This is a genomic window from Aliivibrio logei (assembly GCF_001691055.1).
GTDB classification, from domain to species: Bacteria; Pseudomonadota; Gammaproteobacteria; order Enterobacterales; family Vibrionaceae; genus Aliivibrio; species Aliivibrio salmonicida.
In genome coordinates, this window is the sequence record NZ_MAJU01000008.1 from 758,433 (window position 1) to 781,163 (window position 22,731).

Annotated in this window: 20 protein-coding genes, 1 tRNA gene and 1 other RNA gene; 11 read left to right on the forward strand and 11 right to left on the reverse strand. The window is 37.7% G+C overall.

Annotation, left to right across the window (positions count from 1 at the left end):
• Nucleotides 1-88: 88 nt before the first annotated feature.
• Nucleotides 89-838 carry a DUF481 domain-containing protein gene (locus A6E04_RS07550; RefSeq protein ID WP_023604600.1) on the reverse strand — a complete coding sequence of 250 codons (750 nt, stop codon included), beginning with the start codon at nt 836-838 and terminating at the stop codon, nt 89-91.
• Between the two features lie 240 nt (nt 839-1,078).
• Here A6E04_RS07550 and ffs point away from each other — a divergent pair.
• From ffs to A6E04_RS07565, 3 genes are all read left to right on the forward strand, one after another.
• An RNA gene (gene ffs, locus A6E04_RS07555) (signal recognition particle sRNA small type) lies at nt 1,079-1,175 on the forward strand.
• 167 nt (nt 1,176-1,342) lie between these two features.
• Complete coding sequence (locus A6E04_RS07560; RefSeq protein WP_017022919.1) at nt 1,343-1,834, forward strand: type II secretion system protein; 492 nt, start codon at nt 1,343-1,345, stop codon at nt 1,832-1,834.
• A gap of 193 nt (nt 1,835-2,027) precedes the next feature.
• Nucleotides 2,028-5,183: a chitinase C-terminal domain-containing protein gene (locus A6E04_RS07565; protein WP_065610756.1), complete on the forward strand. Its 3,156-nt coding sequence runs from the start codon at nt 2,028-2,030 to the stop codon at nt 5,181-5,183.
• A 74-nt stretch (nt 5,184-5,257) separates the two neighbouring features.
• Here the strand turns inward: A6E04_RS07565 and A6E04_RS07570 are convergent, their stop codons facing one another.
• Nucleotides 5,258-7,750, reverse strand: coding sequence for a bifunctional diguanylate cyclase/phosphodiesterase (locus tag A6E04_RS07570; RefSeq protein WP_065610758.1), 2,493 nt, complete (start codon nt 7,748-7,750; stop codon nt 5,258-5,260).
• 302 nt (nt 7,751-8,052) lie between these two features.
• Between A6E04_RS07570 and A6E04_RS07575 the strand changes: the two genes are divergently transcribed.
• The 3 genes from A6E04_RS07575 (at nt 8,053) to A6E04_RS07585 (ending at nt 9,836) form a co-directional block, all read left to right on the forward strand.
• A complete protein-coding gene (locus A6E04_RS07575) occupies nt 8,053-8,445 on the forward strand; it encodes a cystatin domain-containing protein (protein ID WP_017022917.1) in 393 nt (130 codons plus the stop codon).
• 31 nt (nt 8,446-8,476) lie between these two features.
• Nucleotides 8,477-8,851, forward strand: coding sequence for a DUF333 domain-containing protein (locus A6E04_RS07580; protein ID WP_017022916.1), 375 nt, complete (start codon nt 8,477-8,479; stop codon nt 8,849-8,851).
• 130 nt (nt 8,852-8,981) lie between these two features.
• Complete coding sequence (locus A6E04_RS07585; RefSeq protein ID WP_065610759.1) at nt 8,982-9,836, forward strand: carboxylate/amino acid/amine transporter; 855 nt, start codon at nt 8,982-8,984, stop codon at nt 9,834-9,836.
• 45 nt (nt 9,837-9,881) lie between these two features.
• Here A6E04_RS07585 and A6E04_RS07590 read toward each other — a convergent pair whose 3' ends face one another.
• Nucleotides 9,882-10,511, reverse strand: coding sequence for a hypothetical protein (locus A6E04_RS07590; protein WP_023604745.1), 630 nt, complete (start codon nt 10,509-10,511; stop codon nt 9,882-9,884).
• Nucleotides 10,512-10,933: 422 nt separating this feature from the next.
• On the opposite strand from A6E04_RS07590, the gene A6E04_RS07595 reads away from it, so the two are divergent.
• The 3 genes from A6E04_RS07595 (at nt 10,934) to A6E04_RS07605 (ending at nt 13,650) form a co-directional block, all read left to right on the forward strand.
• Nucleotides 10,934-12,094: an MFS transporter gene (locus A6E04_RS07595; protein ID WP_012550490.1), complete on the forward strand. Its 1,161-nt coding sequence runs from the start codon at nt 10,934-10,936 to the stop codon at nt 12,092-12,094.
• A gap of 95 nt (nt 12,095-12,189) precedes the next feature.
• Nucleotides 12,190-12,507: a hypothetical protein gene (locus tag A6E04_RS07600; RefSeq protein ID WP_012550489.1), complete on the forward strand. Its 318-nt coding sequence runs from the start codon at nt 12,190-12,192 to the stop codon at nt 12,505-12,507.
• A 162-nt stretch (nt 12,508-12,669) separates the two neighbouring features.
• Complete coding sequence (locus tag A6E04_RS07605) at nt 12,670-13,650, forward strand: zinc-dependent alcohol dehydrogenase family protein (protein WP_065610763.1); 981 nt, start codon at nt 12,670-12,672, stop codon at nt 13,648-13,650.
• A gap of 69 nt (nt 13,651-13,719) precedes the next feature.
• Here A6E04_RS07605 and A6E04_RS07610 read toward each other — a convergent pair whose 3' ends face one another.
• From A6E04_RS07610 to A6E04_RS07635, 6 genes are all read right to left on the reverse strand, one after another.
• Nucleotides 13,720-14,145: a GNAT family N-acetyltransferase gene (locus tag A6E04_RS07610; RefSeq protein ID WP_012550487.1), complete on the reverse strand. Its 426-nt coding sequence runs from the start codon at nt 14,143-14,145 to the stop codon at nt 13,720-13,722.
• Between the two features lie 105 nt (nt 14,146-14,250).
• On the reverse strand, nt 14,251-15,612 hold the full coding sequence (gene hflX / locus A6E04_RS07615) for a GTPase HflX (RefSeq protein ID WP_012550486.1): 1,362 nt from the start codon (nt 15,610-15,612) through the stop codon (nt 14,251-14,253).
• 266 nt (nt 15,613-15,878) lie between these two features.
• A complete protein-coding gene (locus A6E04_RS07620) occupies nt 15,879-16,274 on the reverse strand; it encodes an ACT domain-containing protein (protein ID WP_017022912.1) in 396 nt (131 codons plus the stop codon).
• A gap of 35 nt (nt 16,275-16,309) precedes the next feature.
• The gene (gene mrdA / locus A6E04_RS07625) at nt 16,310-18,241 is read right to left on the reverse strand and encodes a penicillin-binding protein 2 (protein WP_065610764.1); all 1,932 of its coding nucleotides are present in this window, start codon (nt 18,239-18,241) and stop codon (nt 16,310-16,312) included.
• A gap of 454 nt (nt 18,242-18,695) precedes the next feature.
• Nucleotides 18,696-18,783: transfer RNA gene (locus tag A6E04_RS07630), tRNA-Ser, on the reverse strand.
• Nucleotides 18,784-19,175: 392 nt separating this feature from the next.
• The gene (locus tag A6E04_RS07635; protein ID WP_065610766.1) at nt 19,176-19,625 is read right to left on the reverse strand and encodes an L-alanine exporter AlaE; all 450 of its coding nucleotides are present in this window, start codon (nt 19,623-19,625) and stop codon (nt 19,176-19,178) included.
• A 325-nt stretch (nt 19,626-19,950) separates the two neighbouring features.
• On the opposite strand from A6E04_RS07635, the gene A6E04_RS07640 reads away from it, so the two are divergent.
• Both A6E04_RS07640 and A6E04_RS21400 read left to right on the forward strand, forming a co-directional pair.
• The gene (locus A6E04_RS07640) at nt 19,951-20,541 is read left to right on the forward strand and encodes a UPF0149 family protein (RefSeq protein WP_023603768.1); all 591 of its coding nucleotides are present in this window, start codon (nt 19,951-19,953) and stop codon (nt 20,539-20,541) included.
• Between the two features lie 109 nt (nt 20,542-20,650).
• Entirely contained in the window at nt 20,651-20,899 is a 249-nt protein-coding gene (locus A6E04_RS21400; protein WP_065610767.1) for a hypothetical protein, read from the forward strand.
• A 92-nt stretch (nt 20,900-20,991) separates the two neighbouring features.
• Here A6E04_RS21400 and A6E04_RS07650 read toward each other — a convergent pair whose 3' ends face one another.
• Together A6E04_RS07650 and A6E04_RS07655 are read right to left on the reverse strand one after the other, a co-directional pair.
• Entirely contained in the window at nt 20,992-21,654 is a 663-nt protein-coding gene (locus A6E04_RS07650; protein WP_065610769.1) for a potassium channel family protein, read from the reverse strand.
• Nucleotides 21,655-21,656: 2 nt separating this feature from the next.
• The gene (locus tag A6E04_RS07655) at nt 21,657-22,718 is read right to left on the reverse strand and encodes an AI-2E family transporter (RefSeq protein ID WP_017022908.1); all 1,062 of its coding nucleotides are present in this window, start codon (nt 22,716-22,718) and stop codon (nt 21,657-21,659) included.
• Nucleotides 22,719-22,731 lie beyond the last annotated feature (13 nt).

Consider the following 22,731-nt stretch of genomic DNA (forward strand, 5'->3'; position numbering starts at 1 on the left):
ATATCACTATTTAAATTTATTCATACAAAAAAGCTCAAAAATAGCTCGAGCTTTAAGATTAAAATCAATTATAACCAAGAGTTACTCATTAAAAGCCATAATTTAAGCTTAATGTACTGTAAATCTCATCGTGTGTCTTCCCTGTTGCTACTACGCTGTTATAAATATATTCAGCGTCTAACATGAGCGATAAACTTTCCATTAGCTTATTCTTTAAGAATACATGCGTCGTTGTGGTTGTATTTGAACTGCCATAATCGACACGGACACCACCACCGGCTTCTAAGCCATCTGTTATTTTTGATTGCCCTTCAATAAAAAAGTTCGCAATCATTTCTTTTTCTGAATTATTAGGTAAATCGTCATCAAATGCTTGGCGTTTAGAGTATCTATAACCAGGCCCCGCCCCGACATCTAATGCTGAATGTTCAGTATCAATAAGATTCGCACCAAAACCGCCGACTAATAGTGCTTGTTCACGATAAGTCGCAAATTGGTCATGTTCATATTTTGCATTACCAAAAGCAAAAATTCTCTCAGTGATGTCATACTTTACATCATAAATTGTCTTATTCTTATTGGTTCCGTCATCCTCTTCATTACCTTTTGTGTAATACGTAGAAAATTCGCCAGTATGATGCCATCGTGCTTCTTGATACTTTAAAATAATACCAGAATTAACTGACATCGAGGTTTCATCTGTTTTTGAATAAATGAAACCGACTTTCGCATCACCACTAAACTCACCAGAAACATCATCTTCTTCTGCCGCTACGACGGAAAAATTAAATAAAGTAAGTGCCGAAATAAACGATGCTATCGCAGTTAACCTAAACATGCGTATCCTCTTAAATTAATTATAATTGTTAATGATTATAACGGGGTTTGCTTTATTGAATGCCAAACCTACACAGTCGTATTACATTTAAGACATGAACTATCGCTGATTTTAGTTTAAATTTCTTGTTTGTGTTGTTTAATTAAGCACTTGGCCTGTTTTTCATTATTTATCCTTGCAATCTACATAGCCATGTTTAATAATCTCTCTCGTTCTAACGAACAACAGAATCTATGGAGGCCCTGGTCCTCCCGCAACACTAACTCGTGAACTCGGTCAGATCCGGAAGGAAGCAGCCGCAGCGAGTGACGTGTGTGCCGGGATGTGGCTGGGGCTTCCACCCAATCCCCCTTTGCAAAACAACATCCTCAGCTTTATTATTCCCCTAAATTAAATTCGTAATGAAAATAAAACCAACATTGTTCTAACTTCATCAAATCAATACTTTACTGCTCATCTATATTGTTTAGACTATAGCCTTCTAAATAATCAGGATTGCATACGATGAAACAGAAAGGCTTCACTTTGATAGAACTTATCATTGTAATTGTGGTTTTAAGTATCTTAGCAATTACTGCAGCATCAAAATTTATAAACCTTCAACGTGATTCTCGAATTTCAGCGCTACAAGGGCTAAAAGGAGAAATGACTGGAGCAATGAACCAACTACACCCAAAAACAATTCTTGCAGGAGTTGACACTCAAGCAAGCGGGTCTATAACAATACTTGGTGATAATATTCACATTGTATATGGTTACCCAAAAGCCGATGCAGCCAAATCTTGGAATAAACTAATGAATCAAGTTTTTGTTGATTCTCAATACAATGACAATATTCCATCTGAATGGTATTTTCATAATGACACCAGTAAACCCTATATTACTTTCATGCACAGAAGTAAAAAATACAGTACTGATAAGTGTCATATTAAATACAGTGAAGCGGTAAATAGATCTGCAATCCCTGAATTTGAATTGATTGATACTGGTTGTTAATCACATAATTTAATTAGAAATACCCCACCTTCATACAAAAACTTGTGCAACTATTCACTTTGACATGAGTTTTATTGAGATCTGTCCTGTAATTTATAAATTGTTCCTAGCACATATTTATTTCTATTCTAATCTTATTTCACATCGATTAAAAAGTGGTTGATGATTTTTGAATTATCTTTAAGGATATGAAATGGAACATTCAAATTTAAAAAGAAAACATAATTATAAATTTACCCTCTCTACCCTCACAATTTCTTGTCTTATGGCATTTAATGCTCAAGCTGCGATAGATTGCGGTCCTCTAAATACATGGAGTGGCGACACCGTTTATAATGGTGGTGACCAAGTGAAACAGGGAAATAATGCTTATAAAGCAAAGTATTGGACTCAGAATAATGATCCGGCAACGGCTGGTGAATGGGGTGCATGGCAAGACTTAGGCTCTTGCTCTGGTGATCTTGTTAATATTGCACCAACCGTCGATTTGACCTCTCCTAGCTCAACAGATAACATCGCTATTGGGGATATTGTAACGTTAACCGCTTCTGCAGCTGACAGTGATGGTTCAGTCGTTCGCGTTGATTTTTCGGTTGATGGGTCAGTAATAGCATCATCAACGACCTCCCCTTATAGCGCTCCTTGGACAGCTCTTGAAGGATCTCATACCTTTAGTGCTCAATCTTATGATGATAAAGGTGCCGTCAGCACTGAAAGCTCTGTTGTTGTAGCAGTAACCGGGACTCCAACTGACAATATTGCGCCAACGGCAAGTTTAAACTTATCTGCGTCAAGTGTAGAGCTGGGGGCTATCGTCGCATTAACCGCTGATGCAACCGATTCTGATGGAACGATTGATAAAGTCGATTTCTACGTAAACAATACGCTTATTGGTACCAGAGCAACCGCACCTTATACTCTACAATACAAAACAACGGCTGCTGGTTCACTTTCTGTTTATGCAAAAGCAACCGATAATTTAGGCGCATCGACCAACTCTTCTCCTTCTACATTAACTGTAACAAGTTCACTTCCTATTGCAGACAACTGCCGTCCTGATGGTATGTATCAAACTGAAGGGGTAAATGTTCCATACTGTACTGTTTATGATAAAGAAGGTCGTGAGTTAATGGGGGCCGATCACCCTCGTCGTGTTATCGGCTATTTCACTAGCTGGCGTGATGGTGGTGATGACCAAAACAGTTATCTGGTTAACGATATTCCTTGGGAGCAATTAACGCATATAAACTATGCCTTCGTAAGTATTGGTTCTGATGGCAATGTGAATGTCGGTGATGTAACCGACCCAAATAATGCGGCCACAGGCAAAGAGTGGGCAGGTGTTGAAATTGATCCAACTCTTGGCTTTAAGGGTCACTTCGGTGCATTAGCAACAGCAAAAGCAAAACACGGTGTTAAAACACTCATTTCTATTGGTGGCTGGGCTGAAACAGGCGGTCACTTTGGTACCGACGGAAACCGCGTTGCTGATGGCGGTTTCTATACTATGACAACCAATGCCGATGGCAGTATCAATCAAGCAGCAATTGAAAAATTTGCAATTTCTGCTGTTGAGATGATGCGTAAGTATAAATTCGATGGTCTAGATATCGATTATGAGTACCCAACATCAATGGCTGGTGCCGGTAACCCTGACGATAAGACGTTCTCTGAATCACGTCGTCCTTACTTAATGAAGTCATATCATGAACTAATGCGCGTTCTACGTGAAAAGCTGGATGTGGCTAGTTCGGAAGATAATATCCATTACATGTTAACGATTGCCGCTCCATCTTCTGCTTACCTTCTCCGTGGCATGGAAACAATGGCCGTCACTAAGTATCTCGATTACGTCAATATCATGTCTTACGATTTACACGGCGCGTGGAACGATCATGTTGGCCACAATGCCGCATTGTTTGATACAGGCAAAGATTCTGAATTAGCACAATGGAGTGTTTATGACACTGAAGCTTACGGGGGTATTGGCTATTTAAATACCGATTGGGCTTTCCATTACTTCCGTGGTTCTATGCCAGCAGGTCGAATCAATATTGGTGTTCCTTACTATACTCGTGGTTGGCAAGGTGTCACTGGTGGTGAAAATGGCCTTTGGGGTCGAGCACCATTACCAGATCAAGCACAGTGTGATGCTGGTACTGGTGAAGGTGAGAAAAACAACTGTGGTTACGGTGCATTAGGTATCGATAACATGTGGCATGATAAGAACTCATACGGCCAAGAAATGGGCGCAGGCTCTAACCCTATGTGGCATGCTAAAAACCTTCAAGAAGGTATCTTTGGTTCTTATGCAAACATTTATGGGTTAGACCCTGCAAATGATCCTGCGGATAAATTGGTCGGCACTTATACTCGTCATTACGATAATGTTGCCGTTGCCCCTTGGTTGTGGAATGCAGAGAAAAAAGTCTTCTTATCAACAGAAGATAAAGCATCTATTAACGTAAAAGCGGATTACGTGATCGATAAAGAGATCGGCGGCATCATGTTCTGGGAACTTGCTGGCGATTATAACTGTTACGTACTTGATGCCAACGGTAAACGTACTTCAGTAGATGCCACGGAAGCCGCATGTCAAACTGGCAATGGTGAATACCACATGGGTAATACCATGACTAAAGCGATCTACGATAAATTCGCCGCCGCAACGCCTTATGGTAATACCGTTGCTACGGGAGCACTTCCAACAGAAACCGTTGATATTGCTATTTCGATTGATGGATTTAAAGTGGGTGATCAAAACTACCCTATCAATCCAAAAATCAGTTTCACAAACAACACAGGACAAGACATTCCTGGTGGAACTGAATTCCAATTTGACATCCCTGTATCTGCACCTGATAACGCGAAAGATCAATCTGGTGGTGGTTTACAAGTCATCGCTTCTGGTCACACTCGTGCAGATAATATTGGTGGTCTAGATGGCACAATGCATCGGGTTGCTTTTACTCTTCCTGCTTGGAAAGCTCTTCCTGCTGGCGGCGTATATGAACTAGACATGGTGTATTACCTACCAATCTCTGGTCCTGCAAATTATTCAGTAAAAATTAATAACATTGAATATGCATTTACCTTTGAACAACCAGATTTACCTGTCGCTGACTTATCTACTGGCGGTGGTGATAATGGTGGTATTCCTGATGCAGGCTGTGACGCGACAGGTTTAGTAACGTACCCTGACTTACCACAAACAGATGTGGCAGGTAACCCTAGTCATGCAAACACTGGCGATAAAATCGTTCATAATAACGTAATTTATCAAGCAAACTGGTGGACATCAGCGACGCCAGGCAGCGATGGCAGTTGGACAAAAGTGTGTAATCTTTAATATTTAATTAATAACAAAAAGAGCAGCCATTCAATGACTGCTCTTATTATTTTTATCAAATTAAAACACCATTATTATGAGGGAGTAATTCTATATCTACTACGAAGATCTTCTATCGAGAGTGGCTTATCAAAATAATAGCCTTGAACTAAATCACATTGGTACTCTTTCAATTTATCAAACTGCTCTTTCGTTTCTACCCCTTCGGCGACAACCGTCATTTGACATGAAGCACCAATCGCTATAATCGCCTTAACTAAGGTTTCACTTTGCTCATTTACAAACAAACTATTAATGAAAGTTCGATCAATTTTAATCTCTGTAATTGGCAAAATATTCAAATAGCTTAATGACGAATAACCCGTACCAAAATCATCTAATGAGATACCAAAACCTAATTGTTGTAGTTTTTGTAGAATAGGAGACACATTATCTAATTCACTGATTAAAATATTCTCTGTTATCTCTAATACTACTCGCGATACATCGATGCCTGTTTGTTCAATAATGTGCATCACACGTTGAATGAAATTTGGCTGAATTAATTGCTTCGGAGAAATATTCACCGACACTTTCGCTGCCTCTTTTCCATTTGGCATAAACGCCAATAAGTCTTCACACGCTCGCTGCAATACAAAATCACCAATCGAATCAATAATCCCAATTTCTTCTGCCGCCGCAATAAAATCAACAGGAGAAACAAAGCCCAGCTTTTTATTATTCCATCGACATAACGCTTCAACACCACATAATTTACCCGTTTGAATATTTATCTGTGGTTGATAACAAATAAAAATTTCTGAACGATCTAAAGCAAAACGTAATTCTTCTTCTAGATGAAACTCATAACTGACTTGGTCATCAATACTTTGATCAAAAAAGAGTGAGCCCCCTTTTTGTTTTTCTTTGGACTTATAAAGCACGATATCAGCTTTAGAAATAAGAGCCGTCGAATTATTCGCATCACTTGGGTACATCGCAACACCAATGCTGCAGCTTGTCGATATCTCTTTACCATGAATCAAAAATTGCTCATTAAATACAGATTTAATGAGCTCTACTTTGACTTCTGCTTCTTCTACCGAGGTTAATAATGGGAAACAGAACACAAATTCATCCCCCCCAAATCGGGCGACTATATCTTGTCCTTTAAGCATACGACTAAATTTAGAACTTATTTTCTTAAGTAAGACATCACCAACTTCATGACCAAAGCGATCATTTATTTTTTTGAAATCATCTAAATCAACGAACATCACTGCCAATTTCTTTTCTGACAATTCAGCACGCTGGATACCCAATTCAATTTTAGATTCAAGCATCACTCGATTAGGAAGTTGCGTTAAAGAATCATGTAAGGCCATATGCTGCATTTTATTTTTCGTTTTTTCTAACGTCGTAAAATCATGATGAATACGAGTTTTAAATCGATTAAATCGCATTTCAACATAGCGACTTACCGCTAATGACAACAACGTTAAAATAAAAGCCAAGGTTAATGTTAATAATAATATCTTCATTAACTCTTTTTCATTTTGAACAATCAGCATTTGTTCTTTTTCTTCTAATAGCTTTTCAGTATCCGCCGTGTATATTCCAGCACCGATTGCCCATCCCCATGGTTTATACCCTTTAATGTAACTGAGTTTCTCTGCAGGCCCTAAAGTCGCTGGTTTAAATGAACTGGTATACTCAATGAAACCTTCACCTTTTTGAGCGATTTCTAACATCTTCTTAGTTAGATTCATTGGATTTGGGGTGTCTACTGTGTATTTTTGTGGGCTAACAAACTCTTTATTGTAATGGGCTAGTACATTACCAAATGAGTCTAATAGGAAAATATATCCATTTTTTCCATAACGAATTTCAGATATCCAACTCAATAAACGCGCTTGTATATCGTGCTCTATATCAAAAATATACTCCCCCGTACTGATGTATAAATCTAACGGTTTAAAATATTTTGCGTATCCTATTTTTTCAAACTCTTGCTCTGAACCATTCGGTTTTGGGTACCACCAACGACTAAAGCCCTCGCCTTTCTTTTTTAATAATGCGGTTAATTCTTTATGTACAAAGGTGCCTCTGACGTCTTGAAATTGGCTAATGTCCGTCCCTTCAAACTCAGGAAAAATAGGATGCATAATATTAATACCATCCATTGAATGAATAAAAAAGTACCCTCTTCCCTCATTGAATCTAACTTGTCGTAATGCATTGGAAATTAAACTAAGTTGTTCTGCTTTTGTTTTGTCTCTGTTTTTTTCATAGATAAAACGGATAGTGTTATACCCATCATCCACTCGTTCTTTTATCCGTTTCTTTAGCGTTGTTTCTGCCAAATTACGTTCATACTCTATTTGCTGAAAAATATTTTCTACTTGATGCTTAATTTGATCTTTCTGTTGATCAACAGATTCTCGATAAACGGATTCAATTAAAATTTCTACTTTTGATCTATTTTCATGAATCACCATTGCGTTTAACACGAATGTAAACACACCAATTAATACAATTGGCATAATAGAAATCAGCATTAGTAGTTTTTTATCTGATTGTCGTGGCATCAATACCCATTTCCAAAATTAGAAATACAACATGACATGATAATAAATTTACAAATTAATAACAGTAATAATCTTACTATCATTAATATCAAACAGAAAAAAATGTGACTCCTGCCAAATATAAGCACGCCTGTTACTTAAGTAAATTATAGACACATTAATAATCAATCGATTAATTTATCCTGAAATAATTGCCCTGAATATGAGACTCACAATAACCTGTGTAAATTTGATTTGTATAACCCTTAACTCCGTACTAAATTAGTGGGTATTAAATAAATAGTTACCATCTTGAGGTTTTCATGAAACGCATTGCTATATTAACACTATCAACTGTTTTATTATTCACAGCAGGATGCTCCCAACAAACAGAATCAACAACACTACTATCTTCAGATAATATAAATCCACTGTGTAATGTTGATAATGGAATGAGTGGAGGTTGGGTAACATCAACCGTAACTCCAGAAGTTGAAGCCGCTTTAAATCATGTGTTAAGCATGATGAATACATCTGCAAAACTAAAACAAATTACCGAAGTGAAAACACAAGTTGTTAATGGCATTAACTACGCGATTGATTTTGAGCTTGATGACGGTCAAATTTGGAATACTCGAGTATTTAGAAGTCTTGATGGCAAATTCAAAATGACCCAACCCGCGCAACAAGGCAGCATGACTCAAGATTGCCAATAATTTCATTTATACTGTTTTAAGAGGATTTTTTATGTTTAAGAAAACATGCATTACACTTGGCCTGCTTCTTTCTTTAGCTGCGTGCAGCTCTTCAGGCACACAAGAACCAACAACAGCTCAAAAAGCCAATCCAGCCGCTGAATTTTGTGCTGAGCATGGAACTTATGATGTAGAGTCAGGTAACTGTAACTTAAATACTGGTGAAGTTGTGAATGGATGGGAATACTACCGCAGCCAAAAGCACACGATGACAAAACCAGTTGAGAAACCAATTGGCAAGCCAAACCCTGCTGCAACTTATTGTATTGACCAACTGGGTGCTTATAATTTAGATAACAGCACGTGCACACTAAAAAATGGTGAAATGGTTGATGCTTGGGATTTCTTTCGTAGCAGTCAAAAATAATACCCTAACTTAGGCTTCTTCTAAGTAGATAAAATTAAGGCTGATTTCTCAGCCTTTTTTATTATCTTTTTCTTTACTGATAGTAAATCTCATTTAGAATGCCTTCATTGCTTTTATTAATGGATTAGACATGTCGTATTTACTTTCAATAACCTTACTTTGGGCCTTTTCATTCAGTTTAATTGGCGTGTATTTAGCAGGACAAGTCGATGCTTGGTTCTCTGTCTTAATGCGAATAGGCCTAGCGACGCTTGTTTTTCTTCCTTTCTTACGTCCAAAACAAGTCTCTTTGCCAATCGCTATTAAATTAATGCTCATTGGCGCGATCCAACTTGGGTTAATGTACGTTTTCTATTATCAATCTTTTCTCTATTTAACGGTTCCTGAAGTTTTACTTTTCACCGTAATGACACCCATTTATATCACCTTATTAAACGATGCTTTTGAAGGTAAATTTCACCCTCATTTTATGATCAGCGCTCTCATTGCCACTCTTGGAGCAATAGCTATCCGATACAATGGTATAGATGCCGGGTTTTTATTAGGCTTTGCTACCGTACAAGGCGCGAACCTTTGCTTTGCAACAGGACAAGTCACTTATAAACGGTTAATGAAAGATAACCAACTTGAACAAAAAAACGTATTTGGTTTTTTCTTTATTGGCGCGTTGGTTGTGGCAAGCGTGTGTTATGCCCTTTTTGGAAATAGTGAAAAACTTCCAACAACATCGACACAATGGGGAGTATTAGTTTATCTAGGGATAATTGCTTCTGGGCTTGGCTATTTCATGTGGAATAAAGGGGCAACACTGGTCAATGTTGGCGTTCTAGCAGTCATGAATAATTTATTAATTCCAGCGGGGATATTAGTCAACTTAGTCATTTGGAATCGCGATGCTGATATATTCCGTTTAAGCCTTGGTGGAGGGTTAATTCTCATCGCTTTAATCGTCAACCAACAATTAGAAAAACGACGTTCTCGATAAATAAATAGGGCACTATTAAAATAATAAATAGTGCCCCTTTACCAATTACTTCTCTACTCTCTTACAACCATAGGACGCAGCAGTACAAGTAAAATATAACCATGAAGCTGCACCAATAAATTTACAGCCTTCTTCAAATACTTGAGTCACTTCATAACCAAACGGCAAATACCCTTGAATAACATCTGTAGCGATAGAACCCGCAAGTAATCCTCCAGCAACTAAAAATGCAAATCCATCAATTTCAACAATATCTTTAAAATGAAAAGCCAATAGCGCTAATGCCACCACCACATAAAAGAAATAGCAGATATATTGATTTACATAACGATCATGAATTAAGAAGAAATCATCTACCGCTAAGATAGATGCCAGCATTCCCATTAATATCAACAACCTTCTGTGTTTGCCACTGTGTAGATAAATAGCACTGAAATAAGCAACGGCGAGTGAGGAAATCCAAAACCAGACTCCAATATTAGAAAGAAAACCTAAAAAGCTATGTACTTCTGTTTGTTGCGCTAAATCACGCAAGACCTGCATTGGTGTAAACCCAAGTGCCTGATGCAATCCAACAAGTGAAAGTGCATAAAATAAGATTGCAGGAATAAATGCAAAAACAAAATAAAGCATTATTTTTTTAGGTTCAAAGATCTGGCGGATAATGTGATTCAAAAGGCTACCTCTAATATGGTTGATAGGAATATGACGTAATTTACAAGCTCCAATATTCTGCCTCTCAAATGACAATAGCAACGCCGCTGCCCTCTTAAAATTAAGACCACATTAAAATAGAGGTTATCTTTACGTCTTGATAATTTAGATTAAATTTATTAATACATAATAAAAACATAACTTTCTATTTAACCCAATTCAATCAACAAAACAAATAATAACAACTTTATCAATAACTAGCGTAAATAGTGTGTTTCGCCCTGTAATATCTATATATTTATACAAAATTTAACTTTCTAAAATATCCCTTTTACCATTAGTAAATTTAATCATTACAAGAAAAATTACTCGTTTTACTTGGTCGCTTTTTAGCCTCATAGTCGCGGAAAATCTACTTCCTATTCATTATTTGAGGCACTGCGGTGAACACAACAACATCAACTCAATCACAATCTGGCTTATTCGTTCCAGTGATTGCACTTTCTTTATTTGCTATAGCATCTGGGTACTTAATGAGTCTTATCCCATTGATGTTAAGTCAATATGGAATGGAGGCGAAATACGCCAGTTGGTTAGCAAGTGCTTTTTACGCAGGCCTATTAGTTGGCGCAGGATTAATTGAACCTTTTGTTGCTCGTCTTGGTCACAAAAATGCATTTGTATTATTCTTAGCATTACTTGCTGCAACTATCGTGATCTTACCTGTAGCCCCTGTTGAATGGGTATGGATGACTCTTCGTTTTGTGGCTGGTATTGCGGTTGCAGGCGTTTTTGTTGTTGTTGAATCTTGGCTGCTTATTGGTGACGCTGAAAGTCGTCCAAAACGCTTAGGTTTATACATGGGTGCTTTATACGGTGGTTCATCTTTAGGTCAACTGGGTATCGGTTTTATTGGTATTGAAGGGTTACTTCCTTATTATATGATCATTGGCTTACTTATGATGGCTATTGCATGTTTACTGTTTGGTAAAGGTGCTCAACCCCAAGTTCAGCATCATAATGTATTAAACCTAAAACAAATTTTAAAACTAAACAAAGCGTCTATTATGGGCTGCGTTGTTTCTGGTTTATTACTCGGTGCAGTTTATGGCCTGATGCCTCTAGAACTAAAACACCGTAATATTAATATCACTCAAATTGGCAGCTTAATGGCGTTGATTGTTTTAGGTGGAATGGCAGTTCAACCATTAGTTTCGTACTTATCTCGACACTTAGGGAAAACATTATTGATGGCATTATTCTGCGTGCTGGGCGTTTTTGCTATTGGATTAACTACGCTAAGTGATCATGCTGCCGTTCTAGCAACCTCATTGGTGCTTCTAGGTATGGCCGCTTTTGCTATTTATCCTATTGCTATCTCTTTGGGTTGTGATCAGTTGGATGAGTCTTACATTGTTTCAGCAACACAAGTAATGCTATTTAGCTATAGCATTGGTTCTGTATGTGGCCCTGTATTAGCAAATACACTAATGAACACTGCTGAAGGTTTAATGAGCTATTTATTCGCCATTCTACTAGCGACCGCTATTTATATGTTACTAGCGAGTATGCGCCAACAGCGACCAATGGTTGCTGGCGAATAACGTCTAACCGGTAAAGCCTTTCTTTTCATAAAAACTAGGTTCTTAGGGTTCATAGCGATACAATAGCCCTAAGAATTCTTGATGAGTAATGACCAATGGAAGATACACAATACGTTGTGGAATGGGGTGATACGATTACCCTAAGCTTTGAAGGCGCCCAAATTGTTTCTGCATATCACACTTGCCCAGAAGAAGGCGATGAGATTGAGCTAGACTTTGGCGAAGGTTGGTTCCAAGGCCCTGACGATGAAGAATATCGTATCGAGATGCAGTTAGCACCTTTCCATCCTTATGATGAAGATCCTGTTCGTCTAGCAAACATCACCATTAATGGTGAGATTGTGAAAATTCTAGAAATTACAGAAACCGCTGATGGTGAGTTCTTCATCGAACCAAGCGACGGCGATTATTAAATAATTTTTTAATCGAATAATAAGAGCACACGGTTTAATTAACGGTGTGCTTTCTTCGTTTAGTCTCTAGTAAATAGACTTATCTCGGTAATTCTTTCATCATTCGTTCTGATATGTTACATATTGTCTTTCATTTTCAAGCGCGTATCTAGGCAGTTATCAATGAGAGCAATTGTTCATCAATTTGGTTTAGCACCAGAATCTATCACAGTAGAACCTTATACTTCAAAACCTTTGACTCCCTTTCAGATTCAGCTAAAAATGCGTTACAGCACAATAAACCCATCTGATTTAATTACCATTTCAGGGGCTTATCGCTCGCGTATACCGCTCCCTTTTATTCCAGGCTTTGAAGGCCTTGGTATAATAAAAGAACGCTACGATTCACACTCTGCATTTTCTATTGGCGACCGAGTTCTCCCTATTGGCAGTGCTGGCGCATGGCAACACTATCGAAATATAGACGAAAAATGGTGTTTTACAATCCCAAACCAACTAAGCGATGAACAAGCGGCAACCTCTTACATAAACCCAATGACAGCATGGTTGATCGTATCGGAACGCTTACGTCGACACAAAGAAATGACATTAGTCATCAATGCGGCCAACTCAGCAATTGGACTCATACTAATACGGATGCTCAATCACCTAGGAATAACGCCAATAGCATTGGTTCGTCGAGATAACACAGAAGCAGATTTTGAAGGATGTAATGTTCGTAGCATCATCAATATACAAAACAGAGATAGCGTACAACAGCTTTTGGAGAGTAAGCAGAGTACTGGAATAGACGCGGTTCTTGATTGTGTTGGAGGGATAGAAGCCTTGCAATTATCACACTTACTTAAAGAAGGCGGACAATTCATTAACTACGGTTTATTATCAGGAAAACCCATCCCCCCTACTTTTTGGCGTGAACGATCTGATATTGATTTTTCTTATTTTCACCTAAGACAATGGATTCATTCTTCAGAAAAAAACATCATCCAAGAAAAACTCAATGAAGTCATGCTGCTCGTTTATAGTGGCATTGCAGATACGATCATTAGCGCTCATTTTTCTTTAAATGACATCCATAAAGCCATCACTTATATTCAAGATAAGAAAAAGACAAAAAAAGGAAAAATACTGATTACATTTTAATACTCTCGTTCAATACTGTATGAAATAAAAAAACGTATTAAACGACAAACGTATTAAACGACAAACGCATTATTTATTTAATTGTTTTTCCATTGATAAGTGTGGAATACCCGCTTCCATAAACTCTTCGCCATAAGGTTGGAATCCTAATTTAGTATAAAAGTCTATTGCGTGCTTTTGCGAACCTAAATAAACACGTTGATACTCATTATTTTCAGCAACACTCATCAGCGATAACACAATTTTAGAGCCCAAACCTTGCGCACGGTACTCTTTAATAATTGCAATACGTCCGATATGCCCATCATTAAGAATGCGACCCGTTCCTACCGCTTTACCATCAGATAACACAAGCGCATGTACCGCGACCTCATCTAAACCATCGAATTCAATCTCAGGATCAATCTGCTGTTCCTTAATAAACACCGTATCACGGATGCTACGGATCGCACTTTTATGATCACCGGTATATTCAACATTCTTAACTTCAAACATGTTAATACTCACGCTATATTTATTATCAAATTGGTATTAGGGTATGTTATAGAGGTTGAAAGCATTAATGCCTTCAACCTCTATCAATACACATGAAACGTAGACTTATAACTCTTCGTTATTTTCTTCGTCTAAATTCGACATTAACTTTTCTAATCTTGCTAAGTCAATGGCACTTGATCGTACTGTCAGTTTAATATGACTGTATTCATATTCTTCTTTAACGACACTCATGCTTGAACGAATTTCCCCAATAATACCTTTAGCGGTATAAGGCACAATGATCTCTTCTTCAATCATTTCGTGTTGAGAAACACCAACGATATATTTGTGCAGTTTAGCAATATCAAGCGGGTTTCGAGTTGACGTCATCATCGCATCAGGAAACTCTTCCATTAACTCTTCTTGTTGCTCAACAGTCAGTTGGTCTGATTTATTAAGTACAAGTAGTTTCTTAACGTCTTCAACCCCGACTTCTTTTAGTACTTCATGCACAACATCAAGTTGTGTACGGAAAGACGCATCAGAGGCATCAACAACATAAAGCAGTAATGAAGCATCATGTGCTTCCGCTAGTGTTGAGTGAAATGAGGCAACTAAGTCGTGAGGCAGCTTTTTAATAAAACCAACAGTATCGGATACTAAGATACGAGGCTGAGTCACTGGATAGAGTGCACGTACAGTCGTATCAAGCGTAGCAAAAAGTTTATCTTCTACTAATACTTCACTTCCCGTAAGCGCTCGCATCATGGAGGATTTACCGGCATTGGTATACCCAACTAAAGCCACACAGAAAAGCTCTGAACGTTGTTTACGGCGGCCTTTCAGCTCACCTTGAACGCTTTCTAACTCTCGACGTAATTCAGCTAATTGATCTCGAACTTTACGGCGATCTAGCTCTAGATCAGTTTCACCGGCACCTTTACCCATTTGGCGTTCATTATCACCAATGGTCGATTCTCTTAATCGCGGTGCGACATAATTAAGGCGAGCCATTTCAACTTGTAAACGTGCTGTTCGAGTACGAGCGTGACGACTAAAGATTTCAATAATAATCCCGGTACGGTCATACACTCTAATGCCTAATTGGTTTTCGACATTACGTAACTGTGACGGACTTAAATCGCAATCAAATACCACTACATCAGCGCATGCAAATGGCAGATCTTCTGAAGGAACGTCGTCAAAATCTGTCTCATCAAAGAAATCTTCAGTATCAGCGTCATCACTCTCGCCTTGATTACCAGTAAGATGCGCTATTTCAGCCAATTTACCAGACCCCAGAACATTCACTTTTTGAGTAGAACTTTGTTTTTGCGACTGCGTACCGACGACTTTAAACCCTAGGGTAGTCACTAAGCGAGCAAGTTCTGCAAGTGAGTCTTTTGCCTCATCACCTTTAAACTGCGGTGTGCAGATAGAAATAAGTAAAGCATTAGTAAGTGATGCTTTTTCTGTTAGTTTCATTATTTTCTCTTAGTGCACCTAAGTGCAAACTTGGTTTTATCTAAAGTTACCTGATCCTACGCTGTTATAGATGAGCTTTATAGAGGAATAGAACACTAAATACATATATTATTTTAATTGGAGAAAAAACGACGTCATTTAGCGAGTATATTCCGCTATATCACCTTTTCAACCTTACATTTTCAATAAGACTATACATTTAGTGTTTCAGGGCTGATTTTCTGAGCAGCTTGAACGGTAAGATATGAGGGGGCGATCAACTTACATCAAGCAGAGAATTCAGACAACGCTAACATTGCCGCATCGGCTTTCTCTGTTTGAACAAGAATGTGATCATGATAATAAGCCGCAATAACGTTCGCACTAATATTATGCTCAGTTAATTTTCTAGCAACTTCCGCGGTTAAACCCACAGCATCTAAACTTGAATGAATTGTTAAAGTAATGACTTTGAATGTCGATTCAAATTCAATTCCTTCTTGCTCTGCGTGATTTTTAGTCACCACTAAAGTAAGCCCTTCTTTTTCTCTAAAAGACGCTAATGGCATTAAATGCTGATAGTCACCATACTCACCAGGCAAAGAACAAAAAACATACTCATCACTCTGAAGCTCTGGTGACATCGATTTCAATAATATCTTTAAATCTACGATTCCACTCATCTACACATCCCTTTATTTTCTCAACATTGTCTAATTTAAGTTGGTGGTAATTTAAATGAATTATCATCTAAGTTAACTTTAGGACTGACCAGAACATAATCCATGATATTACGACCAATTGGAGCCGCATATTTCCCCCACCCTGCATTCTCTAGTACCGCTGCAACTAAAACCTTGGGTGTATTTAATGGGGCAAAACTCGTAAATAAAGCATGATCTCGCAAGTGCTCTGCCACCTCTTCTGAATCGTATTCTTCACCTTTTGCTAAACCAAACACCTGACTCGTCCCTGTTTTACCACCCGCTTCGTACGCTAAATTTTGAAATAATTTACGTGCCGTCCCTGACACTAATACGCGATGCATTCCTTCTTTTGCTAAATCCCAATATTGTTCTTTAGTGCCACTGACGGGCGGAAAATCTTTAAATGCCACAGATTCAAACTGCCCATCTTCCATCACTGATTTTAGCAAATGTGGTCGATGTACCACACCTTTATCTGCAACAACCGCGGTCGCTTTTGCAATTTGCATTGGCGTTGCAGTCCAATAACCTTGTCCAATACCAACAGGGATTGTATCGCCTTGATACCAAGCTTGGTGATAATTATTATGTTTCCAGTCTCGTGTTGGCATATTAGCCGAGCTTTCTTCTTTAATATCAATACCAGATGGTTCCCCATAGCCGAATTTATTCATCCATACCGACAATCGATCAATTCCCATATCGTAAGCAACTTGATAGAAGAAGGTATCTACTGACTTTTCAATCGCCTTTACAACATTCACCTCGCCATGCCCCCAACGAACATCATCACGAAATTTACGGCTTTTAGAGTGTGGTATTCTCCACCAACCAGGGAAATTACTTGTTGTACTTGGTGTGATCACCTTCTCACTCAACGCTGCCACTGCTATCTGTGGTTTCACAGTTGAACCTGGAGGATAAACACCTAAAGTCGTTCGATTTAATAATGGGAGATCAGGATCATTCAATAAGGCATTATAATGTTTTGATGATATACCATGAACAAATAGGTTCGGATCATAACTAGGACTGGATACCATCGCTAATACCGAATCATCTCTAGGATCCAACACCACGATAGACCCACGACGATGATAATCTTCCATCTTATGGGTCGTAGGATTTTGTTTCTGAATCGTTAATTGCTTATAAGCATACAACTGCAGACCCAAATCAATATTTAATTTTATGTCTTTACCTGAAATTGGAGCGACATAATCAAGAGTTCGAACAATACGTCCACGGCTATCCACTTCTACTTTTTCGTAGCCTGATTGGCCGTGTAATGTGTCTTCATAATAACGCTCAATACCTAACTTTCCGATAGTACGAGTGCCTTTATAATTAGTGTATTTATTCCCTTCTTTAAGATGACGAATATCACGATCATTAATTTTACCGACATAACCTAAAACATGGGTTAAGCTGGCCCCGTATGGATAATAACGTTCAAGATACGCATCAATATGAATTCCATCATAATGAAATTGATTCACTGAAAACTCAGCAACTTGCACTTCACTCATCTGCTCTATTAAGGTAACAGAGCGAGTCCTTAACGTTCGGCTCATTGCCTTTTTAAATTCAGTGATTTCATCATCATCCAAACTCAGCATTTTTTTTAATGACGCTAATGTACCCTCCATATCATCTATCTTGGCGGGGATTAACTCTAAAGCATAGACAGGGACGTTTTGTGCGAGTAGTACCCCATTGCGGTCATAAATTCGACCACGATTAGGCGCAACAGAAATAACTTTAATACGGTTATTGTTTGAACGAGCTTGATACTGATTATGATCTTCAACTTGCAGATGATATAAGTTATAAATCAACCCTCCAATACCTACCAATATAAATAGGAAAGCAATAATAACTCGTCGAGCAAATAAGGATATTTCAAATTGATGATCTCTGAATAGCATCTTTCTGTTGGGCATAACAACTCTTTATAACTGAGGGACGGTCACTACTCTACCTTCTTTTCTGTGAGGTATTTATTGGCAGGATTTAATGTATTAAATAGGGCTCTAATATACTCGCTTAAGATCCATTTGCGATACCCCCTGTCATTTTTTACCGAAAACTAACATCAAATAGAATAACTTGTTTGTGAATATCAAGCACTAAGACGGATCAAGTTAGATCACCCGGTTAAAACCAATAGATATTCAGAAAAGATAAAAACAGAAATGAATAGAATAAAAAATCACAATAGAAAGTAGTAAAGCACTGAAAAATAATAGTATGAGGATTAAATACGCATTATTTTTAGAGGGTATGCAGTAGATTTTTTAAATTATCGTTAGCTTGTGTACTCTTTTTTGTACTCTCAGTGGGCACTGAACAAGCTATAGATACGAAAAAGCCCCGAATAATCAGGGCTTTAAAATGTGGTGGTGAGTGAGAGATTCGAACTCTCGGTACGTTGCCGTACACACACTTTCCAGGCGTGCTCCTTCAGCCACTCGGACAACTCACCAAGTCGTTGACTCTTTCAAGACAACGAGCGCTAATTTAATGATTTAACCGCTTAGGGTCAAGGCCTTTCTTGCTGAATATGTCTATTTGCTTTATTTTTGTTCGCCATGACGATCTTATAAGCGTATTGAAGCGCTTATTATGTATAAAATCACAGATTTACTGTTTAAAAATAAAGTCACTACTGCACGTTAATTACAAAAATGGTGCAGCTGAAATTGTAGAAATACCAATTAAACCAATAAGGCTTAAAAACAGCATTGCATAAAAATGTCTTTTCATTATTCCATTAATCTAAATTAGGTCTCAAACGGGAGATGTATTAATAAAATGTATTCTTTACATTTTATACATAAGCATTAACAATGCATACTGCTTTTATGTTACTAATTTTTACACTCTTTGCGTATAGCCAGGAACTTTGAATGCTTTACGGCATGCATCAAGAAAATACCCATAAAAAACACCCATCACACATGAAACAGCCGCATTACTTGATACTGCGGTAATTATTTGATCGGTACTCGCCCCAACCATAAATAAAATAGCCGCGTAAACCGGTGATTGAAATAATACATAAGCCGTTAAATCTGCAACGTTCTTTATAAACGACATCGATGATACTCGAGATCCTTGGCGTAGCATAAAGTCTCGAAAAACACCGTAAGGCCATGCAATCGCTATATTAACTGGAATAGACAGCGTGCGTGACGCTAGAGATTGCTCAAACGTCATTCCTGAAATAAAAATTTCAATGAACATGCCCGTAATAAAACAAAAAATCACCATAGCAAATGTATCAGCCGCAGCATTGCGAATACTAAATGGTCCTTTTCTAGACATTCTTTTTCTATCCCCAAAAAATAAAGTTAATAATACTACTCAAAGTGTAACCCACAGTCATACCGACCACTAATAATGGCATGAGCAGTAATTATCGCTATTAAATCACAACTTAATCAGAATTAGATATCGAAGTTAAAAGCATGTAGTAAATTTACAACTATTTTCTGATTTAAAATCAGATTAATCCGCTACCTCTTACATTTCGTAGTTTAATTTCACAATATTGCAACTTGTCACTGTCAAATACCGCGTAACATTTCAGTTCAGACAAGGAGAAAAGTTCTTGATACAATGAGTAAAACTTGAATGAAATGAGAATATTATGTCTTTATCACTTACTGAAATTCTTTCAAACCCTGAATTTGAAAATACATTACTAACAGAAGCCCAAACTCAAGGCTTTGTTGCCGCTATGGCTGTTGCTCCTAACTTAATTAGCCCAAATGAATGGTTAGCTTTTCTATGGGGTGGTGAAGAAGTATCTCCATTTACAACAGCTGAAGAGTTAGAAGATTATGCAAACGCAGTTGTCAATTTATGGAATGAATATCGCGAGTCTTTCTTAAATGGTCAATGGCAATGGCCAGAAGCTTGCCAACTTGACGATGAAGAAATTGTAACCACACAAACTCGTCAGTTTTCTGAAGGTTTGTTACAAGGTTGGCAATTAACGCGTGATGATTGGGAAACGTTGATGCCAGAAAATAGTGAAAATAACGCATTACTTGGTGGTGTATTACTTTCAATCAGCATGCTTTTTGATCCAGAAACCGCATTATCTACATTAAAAGAGCAAGGCATTGCAGGCTTGGACGAATTCGTAGAAATCTACAAAGCGGTACCAATGATGCTTTGTGGCTTAACGATGCGTGGTAGTGAACTAGCAGAAGCAGATGCAAGCAGAGATGAGTAAATCTAGATAAACAAAGATTTCCCAGAAAAATGGCGACCAAATCGGTCGCCATTTTTTATTATATGAATCATGATATTTACTCAGTAATGCATTTCATCATTGGCGCTAAATGGTAATTATCATTTTTGTTTTCAACGTATCATTCTTCCATCAAAAACACTTTGGATTGGATGCCACCAACTTTTGGAAGCAAAAAATGACAATGAATGATTTTAAACACTCAGATTTTTATCACATACTAAAAGTCGCAAAAGAACTCGGTATGTCTATATCTCAGTTTGTAATAAACTCATGCTTAAATATAGGTAAAGGTCTCGTTTGGACAAGTAAGAAAACATACCGTTATGTCATGAGATAAAAATAATAACGACTTAATCCCTATAATAAGATAAAAAATCTCGTTACTTTATTTAAAAGATAACGAGATTTACGGTCAGTACGTCAAATCAATTAACGTTGGTTGTCTGACTGATTTAAACGACTACTCACTAAACTTGCCACCATTATCGCTAAATAAAAACTACCAATAAGTGACTCTAAAAAAACAAAGAATTTAGGTATGGGTAAAACAGGTGAAATATCGCCATACCCTACCGTTGTTAATGTAATGAAACTAAAATAAATCACTTCAAATAAATTATCTATCCAAGCCTTATCTTCAATACCATAAAATGCCTGTGGAAAAAGTTCTATTTGAATAAGATAGATAATTGCCCATGACATCCCAAGCAATAAATAAACGCAAACAGACCCTACGATCTGATTGCGGCTAACATAATCTGTTAACATGACTTGCTTTAGCGCGGCATAAGTATGAGACAGTAAAAAAAACAATAACGCTGTTAATGTAATGAAGGACCAATCATAACCTTCAAAAAATGAAAATATTCCCGAGATTGCGGCAAGACTTAATAAAAAGCCATACCAACTTCGATAAAAGGTTTGTTTATGATTTACACCCACAATAGAAACCGCCAAACAAATAATGATCAACGCCAAGATCATTTTTTGGCCTCCTTCAAATAGTTGTTGCATTACCGAACTAGTAAACAGAAGGCCTAATAAAGCAAAAAATAAGAAGTAGAAATTATCATCCCTTGACATTTTTTTCATCGTTACTCCTCTTTTGATTCACTATCTAACCAAACGGTAAACAACTGATAAGTTAAACTCAAGACTACTGCCCCAACGAATAAACCGACAATACCTGACATCGCCATTCCACCTAATGCCCCTAATAAAATAACCAACATAGGAATATTAGAACCACGACTTAACAACATTGGTTTTAATATCGCATCACTGCCACTAACGATAATGCACCAAATAAGAAAAATGACAGCCGTTGTCGTGGTATCTACGCTAAAAACGTAAAAAATAACAGGCAACAGAGCTAAGATAGGAGGGAGCTGGATTATCGCGACAAGCATAACAAGTAGCATCCATAACCCAATAGCAGGAACACCCGCGAATGCCATGCCTAAACCTGCCATCATCGATTGTATTACAGCAACACCAATCACCCCTTGAACAACACTTCTCACGGTTTTTTTTGATAATGTCGTTAATGCTTCACCATGCTCACCAGTAAGTCTATCTGCTATTACGATAAAGGCACGTTCACATTTATCAGCATTAGCCATAAAAACACCCGCGATAATGGTAGAGATAATAAACTGTATGAAACCACCGCCAAGTGAACCAGCTAAAGAAGCTAATTGACCAGCAATCGCCTTAACTTCTTCTCCATATTTTAAAAGCACACTTTCTAAGTTAGACGATACTTGAACACCAAATGCATAAGCTTTCTCACCAATAACAGGCCAATCAGCCATACTTGCTGCTGGTTTAGGAATTGATATCGTCCCATCTTGGTAACCAGAAATTAATTCTGATCCACTCGTATATAAACCAGTAGAGAGTGCAATAAGCGGCACCAATAAGAGTAATACACCAACAAAAGCTAACCCCCCACTCACCTTGCCTTTGCTTATTCTAAATTTATTATGCCCCCATGATACGACTGGATATAACGCAGTTGCGATAATTCCCCCCCAAACCACAAGTAATATAAAAGGCCTTAATATAGAAAAGCACCAATAAAGTAGAATCGCAATGGCTGCAATTTTTATGAACGCATCAATTGCTTGTTTTGAAAAGTTCGCTTCAAGTTTCATAAACATTCCTTGT

Excerpts from the sequence above, each read along its gene's own strand:
- A6E04_RS07550 (WP_023604600.1), bottom strand. The coding sequence starts at position 838 with ATGTTTAGGTTAACTGCGATAGCATCGTTTATTTCGGCACTTACTTTA.
- A6E04_RS07560 (WP_017022919.1), top strand. The coding sequence starts at position 1,343 with ATGAAACAGAAAGGCTTCACTTTGATAGAACTTATCATTGTAATTGTG.
- A6E04_RS07565 (WP_065610756.1), top strand. The coding sequence starts at position 2,028 with ATGGAACATTCAAATTTAAAAAGAAAACATAATTATAAATTTACCCTC.
- A6E04_RS07570 (WP_065610758.1), bottom strand. The coding sequence starts at position 7,750 with ATGCCACGACAATCAGATAAAAAACTACTAATGCTGATTTCTATTATG.
- A6E04_RS07575 (WP_017022917.1), top strand. The coding sequence starts at position 8,053 with ATGAAACGCATTGCTATATTAACACTATCAACTGTTTTATTATTCACA.
- A6E04_RS07580 (WP_017022916.1), top strand. The coding sequence starts at position 8,477 with ATGTTTAAGAAAACATGCATTACACTTGGCCTGCTTCTTTCTTTAGCT.
- A6E04_RS07585 (WP_065610759.1), top strand. The coding sequence starts at position 8,982 with ATGTCGTATTTACTTTCAATAACCTTACTTTGGGCCTTTTCATTCAGT.
- A6E04_RS07600 (WP_012550489.1), top strand. The coding sequence starts at position 12,190 with ATGGAAGATACACAATACGTTGTGGAATGGGGTGATACGATTACCCTA.
- A6E04_RS07605 (WP_065610763.1), top strand. The coding sequence starts at position 12,670 with ATGAGAGCAATTGTTCATCAATTTGGTTTAGCACCAGAATCTATCACA.
- A6E04_RS07610 (WP_012550487.1), bottom strand. The coding sequence starts at position 14,145 with ATGTTTGAAGTTAAGAATGTTGAATATACCGGTGATCATAAAAGTGCG.
- hflX (WP_012550486.1), bottom strand. The coding sequence starts at position 15,612 with ATGAAACTAACAGAAAAAGCATCACTTACTAATGCTTTACTTATTTCT.
- A6E04_RS07620 (WP_017022912.1), bottom strand. The coding sequence starts at position 16,274 with ATGAGTGGAATCGTAGATTTAAAGATATTATTGAAATCGATGTCACCA.
- mrdA (WP_065610764.1), bottom strand. The coding sequence starts at position 18,241 with ATGCCCAACAGAAAGATGCTATTCAGAGATCATCAATTTGAAATATCC.
- A6E04_RS07635 (WP_065610766.1), bottom strand. The coding sequence starts at position 19,625 with ATGTCTAGAAAAGGACCATTTAGTATTCGCAATGCTGCGGCTGATACA.
- A6E04_RS07640 (WP_023603768.1), top strand. The coding sequence starts at position 19,951 with ATGTCTTTATCACTTACTGAAATTCTTTCAAACCCTGAATTTGAAAAT.
- A6E04_RS21400 (WP_065610767.1), top strand. The coding sequence starts at position 20,651 with ATGGTAATTATCATTTTTGTTTTCAACGTATCATTCTTCCATCAAAAA.
- A6E04_RS07650 (WP_065610769.1), bottom strand. The coding sequence starts at position 21,654 with ATGAAAAAAATGTCAAGGGATGATAATTTCTACTTCTTATTTTTTGCT.
- A6E04_RS07655 (WP_017022908.1), bottom strand. The coding sequence starts at position 22,718 with ATGAAACTTGAAGCGAACTTTTCAAAACAAGCAATTGATGCGTTCATA.